The organism is Bacteroides sp. An19 (assembly GCF_002160215.1).
GTDB lineage: Bacteria > Bacteroidota > Bacteroidia > Bacteroidales > Bacteroidaceae > Phocaeicola > Phocaeicola intestinalis.
Genome location: NZ_NFKD01000001.1, coordinates 68,119 through 83,630, shown reverse-complemented (window position 1 = coordinate 83,630; position 15,512 = coordinate 68,119). Strand labels below are relative to the sequence as shown.

The window sequence follows — 15,512 nt, the reverse complement described above, 5'->3', positions numbered from 1 at the left end:
TAAGGGTAGGAACATCCGCTGATCCCTATTAATTATTAATTGTTAACTATTAATTAACCCCACCCCCTAACACTCCTGTTTATGGAAAAGCAACGGCTTATTACCCCAAGTTATTGTTGCATCCTTGCCGCCAATTTCCTTCTCTACTTCGGCTTTTGGCTCTTGGTTCCGGTGCTTCCCTTTTATCTTTCGGAAATTTTCCATGCTTCAAATACCACTATCGGCATTGTCTTGTCGTGTTATACTGTATCTTCACTTTGCATCCGCCCGTTTTCGGGATACTTGCTTGATACTTTCGCACGCAAGCCCTTATACCTGTTTGCCTATTTTGTTTTCACATTGATTTTCGCCGGCTACATCTTTGCCGGCGCACTGACCATGTTTATCATCTACCGCATCATCCACGGCATTTCGTTCGGGATGGTGACCGTAGGAGGAAATACCGTAGTCATCGACATCATGCCTTCATCACGAAGAGGGGAAGGCTTGGGCTATTACGGACTGGCTAACAACCTCGCCATGTCTGTCGGACCGATGTTCGGATTGTTCCTTCATAGCGCAGGCACATCTTACATCGCCATTTTTTCTTATGGACTCGGTTCATGCATCTTGGGCTTTATCGCAGCCAGCCTGGTAAAGACCCCTTATAAACCGCCGGTCAAACGCGAACCGATATCGCTCGACCGCTTTATCTTATTGAAAGGGCTTCCCGCCGGACTCAGCCTGCTTCTGCTTTCCATCCCTTACGGCATGACGACCAATTACGTGGCAATGTATGCCCGGCAAATCGGCATCACCGCCGAAACCGGATTCTTCTTTACCCTGATGGCTGTAGGCATGGCTATCAGCCGCATGTTCAGCGGACGGCTGGTCGACAAAGGGAAAATCACGCAAGTCATCAATGCCGGACTATATCTGGTATGCCTCTGCTATTTTGCCCTGACCGCTTGCGGCTGGCTGATAGAGTGGAACTATGCTTTCACAACGAGTCTGTTCTTTTCAGTCGCCTTGCTTTTGGGCATTGGATTCGGCACCATGTTTCCTGCCTACAATACGTTATTCGTAAACCTGGCTCCCAACAACCAGCGTGCGACCGCCACCAGTACTTACCTTACTTCGTGGGATGTAGGGCTTGGAATCGGCATGCTGCTGGGCGGATACATTGCCGAAATCGCTTCGTTCAGAGACGCATACCTGTTCGGAGCCATACTTACAATCGTATCCATGACCTATTTTCACTTGAAAGCAGGTCCCCATTTTCAACGTCACCGGTTGAGATAAAATCGAATAAACGGAAAGACAAGCTGTACAGAAAATCAGCACACGATAAATTCAAAACGGTTTCTTAGAGCCTGTTTAAATTTTGCTCAAGTTAATTTTGCGAATTGTTTTCGAGGATGTTTTTCTGATTTTATGAGAAAAAGGATAGCGGGCTATCTGACGAATAAAATCGGGAAAACAGACCGGAAACAAACGCAAAAGAACCTGATAGAATATTACTTTATTGGAAAAATTAAACAGGCTCTTACTCTTCTCGCAACATTATTTGCGCATCGTATAAAAAGAAAATCATTTTAATTCTTATACGTGAAAACAATGATATGCGAATACTTGTTGCCGACTTTTGTCACCTGCGCAGAAAAAATGAATGAGCGGAACAAATCGACATGCTGCATCACAAATTTGGGCAAATAAAATCCACCAACCTGCAACATATCCCCTCCTTTCAACTTATCCATATCCGCCACAAAAATAAAAGAGGCATCACGCGAAAGATTCGATACACATTCTTCGAATAAAGTATGTTGTGGAATGCTTATCATACGCGATATACACGAATCCACCTTTTCTTGTCCCGACAACACCAGCAAGCCATCTTCAGAAACTGAATCCATTTGATACAGCCGGTCTGTGACACGAAACCGGCATGAATCCGGCAATACCATCGAACCACTCAAATAAAACACCTCACTGTTTAAATGGATATCAAAACTGCTCCAGCAACTCGCACAATCCCTTACCAGGAAAGGCAGTGAAGGAGCATGCCCGTACAATGTAATAAAATTGACAGCCTTTCCTTCGTAACATTCCATAAACACAGCATCCTCACGCAACGAAACATCATCTTTACGGGCATCAATCACTTGCTCTATCAAGCTTTTCTGATAACTAAGGACACAAAAACCCTTGCCACAATAAGCAGCTATAAAATCACCGTTTTCGAGTGCATAGATATCTATATCGCTACCTCGATACGACTCTTTCTTAGGCACAAACCTTCTCCCTTGGCGCTGCATCATCCGCTGTAAAAACTCTCTTCCCGAACCGTGGGTACGGAAATACATTACGACATTACGCGCCGACATTGGTGCATGAAAACTGATCATCATTCTTTCAATGCCATTGCTCAGCCGATGTACCGTACTGTCTGCATTCGGAAATACGGCATTAAGTACCATCGGGAACAAACCACTCTGCCGCAATGTATCCAATTGCAAACCATAAGTGGTTTGTGGAAATTCATTAGCCAAGAAGTCAGGATTATCAGTTTCAAGCAAGCCAACACTCTCCAATGGCACAAAAGACAACAAATCGACATCCTTGCCCTTATCAGCCACACTGAGTTGGACAAAGCTATAAACTCCTACTGCTATGCAGAAAAGAACAATAGAAACGATAACACCTACCTTACCGACCATATTATTCATATTTTTTTGCAAATATAGGCAATTAATTAAAAAAGTACAAATCCAATAGGGAATATTTAAAAAAGAAAAAGCAGTGAATATACATTTAGATACTCACTGCCTGATACCCAAGTGTGGGTGACTAGTGGGACTCGAACCCACGACATTCAGAACCACAATCTGACGCTCTAACCAACTGAACTATAGTCACCATGTTGGTATAAAATGTAATGAATTACTTCGAAGAGGTTTTTAAGTGAGGGTGACTAGTGGGACTCGAACCCACGACATTCAGAACCACAATCTGACGCTCTAACCAACTGAACTATAGTCACCATGTTGATTACCTCTCAAAAGCGAGTGCAAAGGTAAACATTAATTTTGAATCTGCAAACTTTTCCAATGTTTTTTTATTCGGAAACAGACAAAAACACAGAAAACACAGAACAAACGCATTTAAATCATGCAGATTACCCTCAGTGACGGAGAGGATTATCCGATATTGGAAAAGATTATCTTCTACAGCGTAGCATTTATGCCTTCCGACACTGATTTCACAAATTCTTTCAGGCATTTCATTTTACCGCTACGGATGCTGGGTTAATAAAGCATAAAGAAACAAATATACTAGATGATATGAATGGAAAATATTAATTTTGTTAGAGCATTAATATATTAAACAATTTAAACAGAAGAAATATGACATTGATTGATGGAAAAGCTATTTCTGAACAGATTAAACAAGAAATTGCAGCAGAAGTAGCAGACATTGTTGCCCATGGAGGAAAACGTCCGCATCTGGCTGCCATTTTAGTGGGTCACGATGGTGGAAGTGAGACCTACGTGGCATCGAAAGTAAAAGCATGTGAAGTATGCGGTTTCAAGTCCACATTGATCCGCTACGAAGACAACGTGACCGAAGAAGAACTACTGGCAAAAGTCTGTGAGTTAAACGACGATGAAGACATCGATGGTTTTATTGTCCAGTTGCCTTTGCCCAAACACATATCCGAACAGAAGGTAATCGAAACGATAGACTACCGCAAAGACGTAGACGGCTTTCACCCCATTAATGTAGGACGCATGTCTATCGGACTCCCCTGCTATATTTCAGCCACTCCCAACGGAATCATGGAATTATTCAGACGGTACCACATCGAAACACAAGGAAAGAAATGTGTCGTACTGGGAAGAAGCAACATTGTAGGCAAACCGATGGCGATGCTGATGATGCAAAAAAATTATCCGGGCGATGCCACAGTGACCGTTTGTCATAGCCACAGTGCAAACCTTGTAAAAGAATGCCAAGAAGCAGACATCATCATAGCCGCCATGGGACAACCCAACTTCGTAAAAGCAAATATGGTAAAAGAAGGAGCGGTTATTATTGACGTAGGCACTACCCGCGTTCCAGATGCAACAAAAAAATCAGGATTCAAACTGACTGGAGACGTAAAATTCGATGAGGTAGCTCCTAAATGCTCCTTCATCACACCTGTGCCAGGAGGTGTAGGCCCCATGACTATCGTTTCATTGATGCGGAACACCCTGCTGGCTGGGAAAAAAGCTATTTACAAATAAAAAAACTGTTTTGAGGGTGTATCAAAACAGGACTTAGTTTTCATTTTGATAGCCGTCCTTTATCTTGATATACCCTCAATAAACATTCTATAAAGAGTTATCCTATCAACTCTTCATACGTTCTCTTCCTTCTTCCCTGTACTCGCCACAGCAGACTGAAACGATATCGCTCCCCAATATCAGTATTGACTGATTTCTGCAAATTCTCTTTGCGGTCCGTTTCAAACTGAGGTCGCATGGCCACATAGTCACAACGTGCTTTCAACACAGCACGTGCTTCCCCTACTTTCCCACGCAAAGCAAAGAAACCAGCTGCCAGATAGTCCAATATCAGCCGGACACGCATTACACGCTTCAACTCCTTAGCTGGCAAATTTTTATAAAGCATCAGCAAGTTGTTTCGAAAATTCAAATAAGTTTTCTTCGGGTCACTTGTCTTTAAAGTAGCCCCTCCTACATGATATACTTCACATAGCGGCAAACAGACAATACGATACCCCCGGCTACGCAACCGCCAACAAAAATCTATTTCTTCCATATGGGCAAAAAAGCGTTCGTCCAGACCTCCCACTTCCCAATATACATTCCGCCGGACAAACAACGCCGCCCCTGTAGCCCAGAATATCGGTATATTATAATCATACTGTCCACGGTCTTCCTCTATCTCATCCAGCACCCGTCCCCTACAGAACGGATAACCATACCGGTCGATAAATCCACCTGCCGCCCCAGCGTATTCGAAATTAGTCTTTACCCGCCAGCTCAAGATTTTAGGCTGGCAGGCTGCCACTTGCGGATGTTCGTCCATATATTTCACCATAGGCTCCAACCAGCCTTTCCCCACTTCTACATCATTGTTCAACAACACCACGTATTCTGCATCTATCTGCTTTAATGCCTTGTTATACCCACCCGCATAGCCATAATTCTGATCCAGCCTCATCAAGCAAGCCTCAGGAAACTCATTTTCCACAACCGCACATGAATCATCTGTCGATGCATTGTCGGCTACATACACTTTCACACCTTCTCCCTGTGAATAGGTCAATACAGAAGGCAAGAATTTGCGGAGCATCTCTGCACCGTTCCAATTCAAAATGACAACAGCTACATTTATCTTACTCATACATTCTTATTCCTTATAAGATTAACAACAAACACGTGCCAGGGAAACACAAATACCGACTCTATTTAGAAGCTGTTTTGAATTTCTCCAAAAAGTTTTTCTTGGCTTGATGTATCCGTTTTCGTGTGTGCTTTGGGCGATAAATCCAAAACAGCTTCTTACAAATATACAATTTTATTGCAAAACAACAAGCGCCAATGAGCTGAAATTACAATAAAACTTCTACAGGATCGGTTCCCATTTGTCCACCGGCACCAATAGAATGCAACAAGTCCTATTTTCACTGCTCCGGAAATGTTAAAACATCCAAATCAATCCAACTTTCCACACAAGATTCCTTTTAATGCTGTCCCATCGGCATTCATTTCACCCAGCTGTACACGCACTAAATTATTGTCCAAGCCTTCTTTATTTTCCAGTTCTACCCGTATATAGTTCGGTGTAAAGCCATGCATTCGTGCTCCCGCCTTAGCATGTTCCATCAAGACAACAGCTTCCTGACCAATATGTCTTTCATAAAAGGCTGTTGTTTTTTCGTCCGACAGAGCAAGCAGACGCTGGCTTCGTATATGCTTATCTTCCGGAGAGACTACATAATCTATCTTTAATGCTTGCGTACCCGGACGTTCCGAATAACTGAATACGTGCAACTGGGTTATATCCAGTCCCTCAATAAACTGATAGGTACGTTCAAAATAGCCGGGTGTCTCCCCACGCGTCCCCACAATCACATCCACACCGATAAACGCATCAGGCATATACGATTTGATCGTTTGCACCTTCGAAGCAAACAGCTTCGTGTCGTAGCGCCGGCGCATCAATTTTAACACTTCATCGCATCCCGATTGTAATGGAATATGAAAATGAGGCATAAACCGTTTCGATTGAGCTACAAACGCAATAATCTCATCGGTCAACAAGTTTGGTTCAATCGAAGAGATCCGGTACCGTTCGATTCCCTCCACCTCATCCAGTGCCTGCACCAGCTCAAGGAATGTCTCACCGGTGCTTTTACCAAAATCACCGATATTGACTCCCGTCAATACTATTTCCTTACCACCTTCTGCTGCAACCTGTCGTGCCTGTTCCCGCAAATCAGCAATTTTACCATTCCGGCTTCTTCCACGTGCAAAAGGAATCGTACAATACGAGCAGAAATAATCACATCCGTCCTGTACTTTCAGGAAATAACGGGTACGGTCTCCCCTTGAACAAGAAGGCACAAATGTATGTATATCTTGCTGAGGTGAAGTCACTGCTTCGCCATGAGCACGCTTTTCCAGCCCACCCAAGTATTTCATCAAATCTCCTTTCTGCTCGGCACCCAATACCAAGTCTACCCCTTCAATGCCCGCCACTTGTTCCGGTTTCAGCTGTGCATAACATCCTGTCACCACGATGAAAGCTCCCGGATGCTCTTTCACCATCCGATGAATCGCCTGCCTGCACTTTTTATCAGCGACCTCAGTCACCGAACAGGTGTTGATTACGCATATATCCGCCTTTTCTCCTTTCTGCACTGTCTGTACGCCTGCTTCTTTCAGCATCTTTCCTATTGTAGATGTTTCGGCAAAATTCAACTTGCATCCCAAGGTGCAATAGGCCGCTTTCTTATTGCGAAAAATAGAATTATCTGTCATATATATAATAAGGTGTATAATTAATCCTGATTCAGGGAATGCAAAGTTACACATTATTTTGCAGACCATCGCTAACCGGCATCAGAGAATCGCATTTTTACACTTTGTACGTTCAGATTCCTTTACCAAACATATTTTTTTCAAAAAAAAACCGGTTTTCATGAACAACCTATTAAAAAACTCTATATCTTTGCAGCGTTTTAAGAAGACAACATAAGTATTACAGATTTAAAAAAGCAAAGAAAATGAAAAAATTAGTATTTTTGTTCGTAGCATTTGCTGCTGTTTCTTTTGCATCTTGCGGAAACAAAGCAGCTAACACTGAAAGCACTGTAGATTCTTCAGCAACAGTTGAAACTGTAGAAGAAGCTGCTCCGGTAATGGATTCTACAGCAGTTGATTCAACAGCTGCCGCTGCTACTGATTCAGTAGTTGCTGAATAATCCAATCTCGAACAATTAGAGAGAATTGAAAAGTCTGTAAGCTCAGCCTACAGACTTTTTTTATAACCTTTCCCCTACCCCGTCAGCAAACCGGCACCGCGAAGTGTAGCAAGTAACTGGAATGGCAGATGAAGCATATCTTCGTTTGTGGAAACGAACGAATTCTTTAAATCAATTTTAAATTGCATGGGCCGGTTGACTTTACAACGTTAAATAATTAAGGGCATATTTGTTTTTAAAAAAAAAATATTCGTATTTTTGTGAAGCTAATAGATCACGTTTATATTTTGATTATGATACGAAGAAAGTTGAGAGGAATGGGGGTGGCATTAGTCACTCCTTTTAATGAAGACGGAAGTGTGGATTATGATGCACTTATTAAGTTGGTGGAATATCAGATCCAAAATGGCACAGACTTCTTATGTGTACTGGGAACCACAGCAGAAACCCCAACACTGACGGCTGACGAAAAGAAAAAGATAAAACAAACTGTCATAGAACGAGTAAACGGAAGAGTTCCCATTCTGTTAGGCGTGAGCAGTAACTGTACCCAAACTGTAGTTGACACGTTAAAAAATGATGATATGACAGGAGTAGATGCCGTACTCGTTGCCGTACCTTACTATAATAAGCCGTCACAAGAAGGGATTTACCAACATTACAAAGCCATCGCACAAGCTACTAAATTGCCGGTAGTACTTTATAACGTACCTGGACGCACGGGTGTAAATATGACAGCTGAAACGACGTTGCGCCTGGCACGTGATTTCGAAAACATCGTAGCCATTAAAGAAGCCTCGGGAAACATTACACAAATGGATGACATCATAAAAAACAAACCAACCAATTTCGATGTTATTTCAGGCGATGACGGCATTACCTTTCCTCTGATTACATTGGGAGCCGTAGGAGTCATTTCAGTCATAGGAAATGCATTTCCACGAGAATTCAGCCGTATGACCCGTCTGGCACTAGCCGGTGATTATCCTAGCGCATTGGCTATCCATCACCAGTTTACTGAATTGTTTAAGCTACTCTTTGTTGACGGTAACCCGGCAGGAGTGAAGGCCATGCTTAGCATGATGGGGATGATAAAGAACCGCCTGCGCCTTCCTTTGGTACCTACCCGCATCACTACGTTTGAAAAAATGCGTTGCATTTTGAACGAACTGAAAATAAAGTGCTGATGAAAGTTCAAAATAATTAACCAGCCTGTAAAAACAATGAAAAATCTTATATTTCCTAATGAAACTTCAATCTCTTAAACCTCAGAGAGCAAAGGATTCAAAGAAAACAAAATCTGTCCCAGTCAAGTCTCAACATAAAATATAAAGCACTTAAGTATAAGATTTTTCTACCATGTTTATAACGGCACCAATCAAAAAGGAAAACAATTAATGAATGTCCGCAAACAGTCAATGCATACCCCTGAAAAATGAATATATACTGCATCAGCTTATGAACATATACTGCATCAGCTTATGAATATATACTGCATCAGCTTATGAATATATACTGCATCGGCTTATGAATATATACTGCATCAGCAAAGGCAGTACTACTGCATTTTCAACTCAGCGAATTGGCTGATTGCGGACATTCATAAAACAATTAAAGATGACATCTCAGAATGTTCATACTAAATACATTACATCTCAGAAAAAACTATGAAACACGAACAAATGTACTTGCATCCGGAACTGGAAACAATGACTCGCCCGGAGATAGAACGGCTTCAAATGGAGAGGCTGCAACAAACATTGCAACGCTGCATGCGCTCTCCTTTCTATAAACAACGCTTCACCGAGAACGGCCTCAGGCCGGAAGACATACGCTCGCTGGACGATTTACAGAAAATACCTTTTACCACCAAGCAAGACTTGCGTGACCATTACCCATTCGGACTTTCGGCTGTTCCGCTGGAAGAAGTGGTACGCCTGCACTCGTCCAGTGGCACAACGGGCACACCTACCGTCATCCTGCATACCCAACACGACCTGGATGAATGGGCAAATGCCGTAGCACGCTGCCTCTACATGGTAGGATTACGCAAAGGTGACATTTTCCAAAATTCATCGGGCTACGGAATGTTCACCGGTGGACTGGGATTCCAATATGGTGCCGAACGGCTTGGAATGCTCACCGTACCTGCAGCAGCTGGAAACACCAAGCGGCAAATCAAGTTTATCACCGACTTCGGCACTACCGCGCTACACGCCATTCCCAGCTATGCCGGACGACTTTATGAGGTAATGGAAGAGATGGGCATTGACCCGCACCGCGATACAAAGCTCCGTACCTTGATTATCGGAGCTGAACCACATTCGGACGAACAACGCCGGCGTATCGAGGACATGTTAGGCGTAAAGGCATACAACTCTTTCGGAATGTCTGAAATGTGTGGTCCGGGAGTAGCATTCGAGTGTCCCGAACAGAATGGTCTGCACATTTGGGAAGACTATTACATCGTGGAAATCGTAAATCCGGAAACACTGGAACCGGTACCTGAAGGTGAGATAGGCGAACTGGTGCTGACTACCATCAACCGCGAAGCAATGCCCCTCCTGCGCTACCGCACACGTGACTTGACACGCATCTTGCCAGGTGACTGTCCTTGCGGACGTCACCACAAACGACTGGACCGCATGAAAGGCCGGAGCGATGACATGATAATCTTGAAGGGTGTGAACATCTTCCCTATCCAGATAGAAAACATTCTGATGCAATTTAAGGAACTGGGTAACGAATACCTCATCACGCTGACCAATCTGGAAGCGAATGACGAAATGACCGTAGAAGTAGAACTGAACGACTTTACCGATGACTATGGTTTCCTGCAAAGACTAACCAAGGAAATCACCCGCCAGTTGAAAGACGAAATATTGATAACTCCGCGCGTCAAACTCGTACCTAAAGGCAGCCTGCCCCAGCAGGAAGGTAAAGCCATACGCGTGAAAGACTTAAGAAAAACATTGATATAATACCAACACAAGGCATCAGCTGATAAGGTGACAAAGCTTTAAATAGCCTTGAATATTCAGAGTTTTGCCAACCTCGTCAGAGCTTGTTCTTGTAAACCTAAAAAGCATAAAATATGACCATCCACCAGTTATCTGTATTTGTAGAAAACAAGTCGGGCACATTGCTTCAGGTGCTCGAACTACTGAAAGAAGCGAATATCCAACTTATCGCTTCCACCATTTCCGACACAGTAGAATATGGTATCTACCGCATCATCTGTTCCGAACCGATGCGCGCTTACGAAACATTGAAACAGGCAGGCATCTCAGCAAATCTTTCGGACGTGTTCGCCATCATGCTCGATAACCAACCGGGACGTGCAGCCGATGCCATTCGAAGCTTCAGCCAGGCAGGGATAGGTATTTCCTACCTCTATTCATTCCTACTTTCGGGCAAAGGCATCCTGGTATTCCGGACTGACAGCCCGGAAGAAACCCGTAAAGTCATACTCGATAAAGGACTGAATTACATCGAAGAACAGCACCTGCTGAAAATGGCATAATGTTTTTAATGAATATCCGCAAACATCCCTTGCAGTAGCATATCGCATACGCCACTGCAAGGGATGTTTGCGAAATGACATCAGCGGAAAGTAATGTGACGGTTGGTGATAAAGTTGACCGCACCGTAGATGAAAAGTCCCAGAAACTGAGCCAGATACTCATTGCAGTAAAACAACTCCACCAACATCAGCAGGAAAAGGAACTGCATGCTGTAGGCCAGCAGGAAGGCACCGGCAAAGAACAACACCTGATGCCAGATGCTGTTCTTCTTATTGCCAGGCTCAAGAGGGAATATCCAATATTTACACCAAATAAAGTTGTGAATCTGCGCCACGACATAAGCAATGATATTCGCCGTGATGTAACTTTCACCCTCGATATGCATCAGCAGCCATACCACAAACGCAGTAATCAAAGCATTGAGCGTGCCTACGATAGCAAAACGGATGACGCGTACAGATTCTTTCATTCAACTTCTTTTAAGAGATAACGATGACCAGTGCCTCTTTGGGTCAGTCTTCTTTCACTACTTGCAGATGTAATTCGTCCAGCTGCTTCTGGTCAAGATAGCCTGGAGCATCCAACATTACGTCACGACCGGAATTGTTCTTTGGGAATGCAATACAGTCGCGGATGCTGTCAAGACCGGCAAAGAGCGATACCCAACGGTCGAGACCATATGCCAATCCGCCATGAGGAGGTGCACCGAACTTAAAGGCGTTCATCAGGAAGCCGAACTGCTCTTGCGCCTTTTCCTGTGTGAATCCCAGAATTTCGAACATTTTCTCCTGAAGCGCTGAATCGTGGATACGAATAGAACCACCCCCTACTTCTACGCCGTTGACCACCATATCATAAGCATCGGCACGCACGGCAGCCGGGTCTGTATCCAGCAAAGGAATGTCTTCGTCTTTAGGATGGGTAAACGGATGGTGCATTGCCATCAGGCGACCTTCTTCCTCACTCCATTCAAACATCGGGAAATCTACCACCCACAAGCAGGCAAACTTATTCTTATCGCGCAAGCCCAGCTGGTTACCCATCTCCAAGCGCAATTCGCAAAGCTGTTTGCGAGTTTTCATCGCATCGTCACCACTCAATATCAATATCAAATCACCCGGTTTGGCACCGAAAGCCTCTTTCATCTGCTGAAGCACATCTTGAGCATAGAATTTATCGACACTTGATTTCACGTTACCATCGGCTTCCACGCGGGCATAGACCATGCCTTTCGCACCGATTTGCGGACGCTTCACAAACTCAGTCAACTGATCAAGTTGTTTGCGAGTGTAATGCGCCGCCCCCTCAGCACAGATACCGCCGATATACGCTGCATTGTCGAATACTGAGAAGCCATAACCTTTCAATATATCCATCAGTTCGACAAACTTCATGCCGAAACGCAAGTCGGGCTTGTCGCTACCATAATACTTCATTGCATCGGCCCATGGCATACGCTGGAACGACTCAGTCAGTTCCACACCACGCAATTCCTTGAACAGATGCTTTGCCATCCCTTCAAACATCTGGATGATGTCTTCCTGTTCCACAAAACTCATCTCACAGTCAATCTGTGTGAACTCAGGCTGACGGTCAGCACGAAGGTCTTCATCGCGAAAACATTTCACAATCTGGAAATAACGGTCGAACCCCGACACCATCAGTAGCTGCTTCAACGTCTGCGGAGACTGGGGCAAAGCATAAAATTGTCCCGGATTCATACGTGAAGGCACTACAAAATCGCGCGCACCTTCGGGTGTAGACCCAATAAGCATCGGAGTTTCCACTTCGAGGAAACCTTTACTATCCAAATAACGGCGCACTTCCATTGTCATCCGGTGGCGCAACTCCAGATTCTTGCGCACGGCAGTACGACGCAAATCCAGGTAGCGGTATTTCATCCGGAGGTCATCGCCGCCGTCTGTATTATCTTCAATCGTAAACGGAGGGGTCTGTGCCACATTCAGCACATTCAATTCCGACACGATGATTTCGATTTCACCAGTAGGAAGGTTGGCATTCTTGCTGGAACGCTCGCTCACCACGCCCATTACCTGAACAACGAATTCACGTCCCAAGTGATTGGCTCGCTCGCACAGTTCTGCATTCACTTCTGTATTAAACACCAATTGGGTGATGCCATATCGGTCACGAAGATCCACAAAGGTCATCCCTCCCATCTTACGCGTACGCTGCACCCAGCCGGCGAGCGTCACGTTTTTGCCTGCATCGGCGAGTCTCAGCTCACCACAAGTATGACTTCTGAACATATCATATAAGGTTTATAAATCCAAGTTTGACTATAAATTTAGGCAAAGGTAGTATATGTTTTTGATTTATGCAATATCTTTGCGGCAGCAAACGTAAAGACAAAGCCATGAACATACAAGACCATACTTCAGCGGGCGACCTGACAAAAGGTAGCATCACGGGCACAATGCTGCGTTTCGCTATCCCGATGATGTTGGGAAACCTGCTTCAACAATGCTACAACATAGCCGACACACTCATCGTTGGACACTTCCTAGGTGCTGATGCACTGGCAGCGGTAGGGTCGGCTTATTCGCTGATGGTGTTCATTACCTCCATCTTTATCGGGCTTTGTATGGGTACAGGAGCCGTATTCTCTCTGCAATATGGAGCAAAAGATTACGAGGGAATGAAACGAAGCCTGGTCTCATCACTCCTTCTGACAGGCGGTATTACTCTCATCATCAACACGCTGTCACTGATATTCGCCCATCCCATCATCCGCTGGCTGCAAACTCCTGCCGAAATCACTGGAATGATGCATGACTACCTGCTGGTGATATTCATCGGTATCTTCAGCACATTCCTTTATAATTATTATGCTTTCCTGCTCCGTGCCTTAGGCAATTCCATCGTACCCCTCGCTTTCCTAGGTATATCAGTGGTACTCAACATTGTACTTGACCTGGTGTTCATCGCAATTTTCCACTGGGGCGTGACAGGAGCAGCAGTAGCCACCGTCATCTCACAAATCGTATCGGGTGTAGGACTTTGCCTGTATACCCTCTACCGCTTCCCAATATTCCGGCTAAAATGGAAACATATCCGCATCAACAGACAATCCATCCGTGAGATAGCCACTTATTCCTCACTTACATGCATGCAACAATCGGTGATGAACTTTGGCATTCTGATGGTGCAAGGGTTAGTCAACAGTTTCGGTACCGCCGTAATGGCAGCCTTTGCCATCGCTGTCAAAATTGATACCTTTGCTTATATGCCTGTACAGGACTTCGGGAATGCTTTTTCCACCTTTATTGCCCAAAACTTCGGTGCTAAGAAATTCGAACGGATAAAAAAAGGAATACACAATACGCTATGGTTCATCACCGGCTTTTGCCTATGTATCTCTGCAGCGGTCTTTGTCTTTGCACGTCCTTTGATGCAACTTTTTATCGATGCCAATGAAACCGAAATCATCGCCATTGGGGTAGAATACTTACGTGTGGAAGGCAGTTTTTACGTAGGTATCGGATACCTTTTCATGCTCTACGGACTTTTCCGTGCCATCCGCATGCCAGGCATGTCAGTAGTGCTCACCGTCTTTTCGCTCGGTACCCGCGTCGCATTAGCTTACGGACTGGCCTCTATTCCTTCTATTGGCGTACATGGCATCTGGTGGTCCATTCCCATCGGCTGGGCACTGGCTGACCTCTTCGGATGGTGGTATTACCGCAAGGCCGCTTCCAGACTGATACCTGCCTCTTCTCTATCCTGACCCTCCGCGTGCAAGATTGAGCTTTGCGCCAGATAGCTGGGTTTGGCGGCATAGATATACATCACACTACCACCCTTAATGGCGTCAATGATAGGACGGCATAACTTCTGAGGGACAGCAGGACAACCGAAACTCCTTCCCAAACGCCCACCATTACGAATGACAGAAGGATTGGCATACGCAGCCCCGTGCATCACGATGGCACGCTGACGGGCACGATCGTTGATACCTTTTTCCAATCCTTCCAGCAACAGCGAATAACCATTTCTGCCCTGATACGTTGATTCAGTTAAATAAAACCCCAACGAACTTTTGTGTGAACCGTCTTCGTTTGAGAACGAAGTAGCATAGATGTTCCCACTGTTCTTCCCATGTGCCACCACCGAAGAGAACAGCATTTTCTTCTGCTTCATATCGAACACGTACAAACGTTCCTGCGTAGAAGGCTTCGAAAAGTCGATAAGGGTCAGCACCTCCCGTTTCCGCTGTCCGATACGGTAATAACCCGTCACAGCCTGACGGAAAGCAATATAATTCACCCGTCCTTCCAAGTCCATCTCGTGATACAACTGGAGGCAACGATCCACAATCTTCACTTGTGGAGCATCTTTCTTTTCTTCCGACCGACAAAGCACAGAGCTACATACGGAAGCTACCATCATCAAAATAATCAAGAAAATACGCAGCATGAAATCAATTTAGAATACGGCTGCAAAGTTACAAAATAAATAATTTTCCCACCACAGATTACACGGATTTCTCA

14 protein-coding genes and 2 tRNA genes are annotated in these 15,512 nt (G+C 44.6%); 8 read left to right on the top strand and 8 right to left on the bottom strand.

Translation table 11 applies throughout. The features are described from left to right. Positions 1–81 precede the first annotated feature (81 nt). Positions 82–1,281: an MFS transporter gene (locus B5F25_RS00505; protein ID WP_022039905.1), complete on the top strand. Its 1,200-nt coding sequence runs from the start codon at positions 82–84 to the stop codon at positions 1,279–1,281. Between the two features lie 293 nt (positions 1,282–1,574). On the opposite strand, the gene B5F25_RS00500 is transcribed toward B5F25_RS00505, so the two are convergent. The 3 genes from B5F25_RS00500 to B5F25_RS00490 all read right to left on the bottom strand — a co-directional run bounded on the left by B5F25_RS00500 (position 1,575) and on the right by B5F25_RS00490 (position 3,022). After that, on the bottom strand, positions 1,575–2,708 hold the full coding sequence (locus tag B5F25_RS00500; protein ID WP_225226423.1) for a hypothetical protein: 1,134 nt from the start codon (positions 2,706–2,708) through the stop codon (positions 1,575–1,577). A gap of 116 nt (positions 2,709–2,824) precedes the next feature. Beyond that, positions 2,825–2,898: transfer RNA gene (locus B5F25_RS00495), tRNA-His, on the bottom strand. A 50-nt stretch (positions 2,899–2,948) separates the two neighbouring features. After that, positions 2,949–3,022: transfer RNA gene (locus B5F25_RS00490), tRNA-His, on the bottom strand. A gap of 128 nt (positions 3,023–3,150) precedes the next feature. On the opposite strand from B5F25_RS00490, the gene B5F25_RS21420 reads away from it, so the two are divergent. Together B5F25_RS21420 and folD are read left to right on the top strand one after the other, a co-directional pair. Then, positions 3,151–3,291, top strand: a complete 141-nt coding sequence (locus B5F25_RS21420; protein WP_162614334.1) for a hypothetical protein — start codon at positions 3,151–3,153, stop codon at positions 3,289–3,291. Between the two features lie 95 nt (positions 3,292–3,386). Continuing rightward, positions 3,387–4,268, top strand: a complete 882-nt coding sequence (gene folD, locus B5F25_RS00485; RefSeq protein WP_087246923.1) for a bifunctional methylenetetrahydrofolate dehydrogenase/methenyltetrahydrofolate cyclohydrolase FolD — start codon at positions 3,387–3,389, stop codon at positions 4,266–4,268. 97 nt (positions 4,269–4,365) lie between these two features. Here folD and B5F25_RS00480 read toward each other — a convergent pair whose 3' ends face one another. After that, entirely contained in the window at positions 4,366–5,385 is a 1,020-nt protein-coding gene (locus tag B5F25_RS00480) for a glycosyltransferase family 2 protein (RefSeq protein WP_191764636.1), read from the bottom strand. A gap of 320 nt (positions 5,386–5,705) precedes the next feature. Further along, the gene (gene mtaB / locus B5F25_RS00475) at positions 5,706–7,034 is read right to left on the bottom strand and encodes a tRNA (N(6)-L-threonylcarbamoyladenosine(37)-C(2))-methylthiotransferase MtaB (RefSeq protein WP_087247092.1); all 1,329 of its coding nucleotides are present in this window, start codon (positions 7,032–7,034) and stop codon (positions 5,706–5,708) included. A 245-nt stretch (positions 7,035–7,279) separates the two neighbouring features. Between mtaB and B5F25_RS00470 the strand changes: the two genes are divergently transcribed. The 4 genes from B5F25_RS00470 to B5F25_RS00455 all read left to right on the top strand — a co-directional run bounded on the left by B5F25_RS00470 (position 7,280) and on the right by B5F25_RS00455 (position 11,000). Then, positions 7,280–7,477: a hypothetical protein gene (locus tag B5F25_RS00470; protein WP_022039911.1), complete on the top strand. Its 198-nt coding sequence runs from the start codon at positions 7,280–7,282 to the stop codon at positions 7,475–7,477. A gap of 293 nt (positions 7,478–7,770) precedes the next feature. Next, complete coding sequence (gene dapA, locus B5F25_RS00465) at positions 7,771–8,664, top strand: 4-hydroxy-tetrahydrodipicolinate synthase (RefSeq protein WP_087212173.1); 894 nt, start codon at positions 7,771–7,773, stop codon at positions 8,662–8,664. A gap of 495 nt (positions 8,665–9,159) precedes the next feature. Further along, positions 9,160–10,458 carry a phenylacetate--CoA ligase gene (locus B5F25_RS00460; protein ID WP_087247090.1) on the top strand — a complete coding sequence of 433 codons (1,299 nt, stop codon included), beginning with the start codon at positions 9,160–9,162 and terminating at the stop codon, positions 10,456–10,458. A gap of 113 nt (positions 10,459–10,571) precedes the next feature. Continuing rightward, complete coding sequence (locus tag B5F25_RS00455) at positions 10,572–11,000, top strand: acetohydroxyacid synthase small subunit (RefSeq protein ID WP_022039915.1); 429 nt, start codon at positions 10,572–10,574, stop codon at positions 10,998–11,000. Positions 11,001–11,080: 80 nt separating this feature from the next. Here B5F25_RS00455 and B5F25_RS00450 read toward each other — a convergent pair whose 3' ends face one another. Continuing rightward, the gene (locus B5F25_RS00450) at positions 11,081–11,470 is read right to left on the bottom strand and encodes a GtrA family protein (RefSeq protein ID WP_022039916.1); all 390 of its coding nucleotides are present in this window, start codon (positions 11,468–11,470) and stop codon (positions 11,081–11,083) included. Positions 11,471–11,513: 43 nt separating this feature from the next. After that, a complete protein-coding gene (gene aspS, locus B5F25_RS00445) occupies positions 11,514–13,271 on the bottom strand; it encodes an aspartate--tRNA ligase (RefSeq protein ID WP_022039917.1) in 1,758 nt (585 codons plus the stop codon). 107 nt (positions 13,272–13,378) lie between these two features. Here aspS and B5F25_RS00440 point away from each other — a divergent pair, with 107 nt between their 5' ends. Then, positions 13,379–14,749: an MATE family efflux transporter gene (locus tag B5F25_RS00440; protein ID WP_087247088.1), complete on the top strand. Its 1,371-nt coding sequence runs from the start codon at positions 13,379–13,381 to the stop codon at positions 14,747–14,749. Here B5F25_RS00440 and B5F25_RS00435 read toward each other — a convergent pair. Beyond that, entirely contained in the window at positions 14,701–15,438 is a 738-nt protein-coding gene (locus tag B5F25_RS00435) for a murein L,D-transpeptidase catalytic domain family protein (protein ID WP_087212170.1), read from the bottom strand. The two genes, B5F25_RS00440 and B5F25_RS00435, sit on opposite strands and share 49 nt — an antisense overlap. Positions 15,439–15,512: the final 74 nt, after the last annotated feature.

Excerpts from the sequence above, each read along its gene's own strand:
- B5F25_RS00505 (WP_022039905.1), top strand. The coding sequence starts at position 82 with ATGGAAAAGCAACGGCTTATTACCCCAAGTTATTGTTGCATCCTTGCC.
- B5F25_RS00500 (WP_225226423.1), bottom strand. The coding sequence starts at position 2,708 with ATGAATAATATGGTCGGTAAGGTAGGTGTTATCGTTTCTATTGTTCTT.
- B5F25_RS21420 (WP_162614334.1), top strand. The coding sequence starts at position 3,151 with ATGCAGATTACCCTCAGTGACGGAGAGGATTATCCGATATTGGAAAAG.
- folD (WP_087246923.1), top strand. The coding sequence starts at position 3,387 with ATGACATTGATTGATGGAAAAGCTATTTCTGAACAGATTAAACAAGAA.
- mtaB (WP_087247092.1), bottom strand. The coding sequence starts at position 7,034 with ATGACAGATAATTCTATTTTTCGCAATAAGAAAGCGGCCTATTGCACC.
- B5F25_RS00470 (WP_022039911.1), top strand. The coding sequence starts at position 7,280 with ATGAAAAAATTAGTATTTTTGTTCGTAGCATTTGCTGCTGTTTCTTTT.
- dapA (WP_087212173.1), top strand. The coding sequence starts at position 7,771 with ATGATACGAAGAAAGTTGAGAGGAATGGGGGTGGCATTAGTCACTCCT.
- B5F25_RS00460 (WP_087247090.1), top strand. The coding sequence starts at position 9,160 with ATGTACTTGCATCCGGAACTGGAAACAATGACTCGCCCGGAGATAGAA.
- B5F25_RS00455 (WP_022039915.1), top strand. The coding sequence starts at position 10,572 with ATGACCATCCACCAGTTATCTGTATTTGTAGAAAACAAGTCGGGCACA.
- B5F25_RS00450 (WP_022039916.1), bottom strand. The coding sequence starts at position 11,470 with ATGAAAGAATCTGTACGCGTCATCCGTTTTGCTATCGTAGGCACGCTC.
- aspS (WP_022039917.1), bottom strand. The coding sequence starts at position 13,271 with ATGTTCAGAAGTCATACTTGTGGTGAGCTGAGACTCGCCGATGCAGGC.
- B5F25_RS00440 (WP_087247088.1), top strand. The coding sequence starts at position 13,379 with ATGAACATACAAGACCATACTTCAGCGGGCGACCTGACAAAAGGTAGC.
- B5F25_RS00435 (WP_087212170.1), bottom strand. The coding sequence starts at position 15,438 with ATGCTGCGTATTTTCTTGATTATTTTGATGATGGTAGCTTCCGTATGT.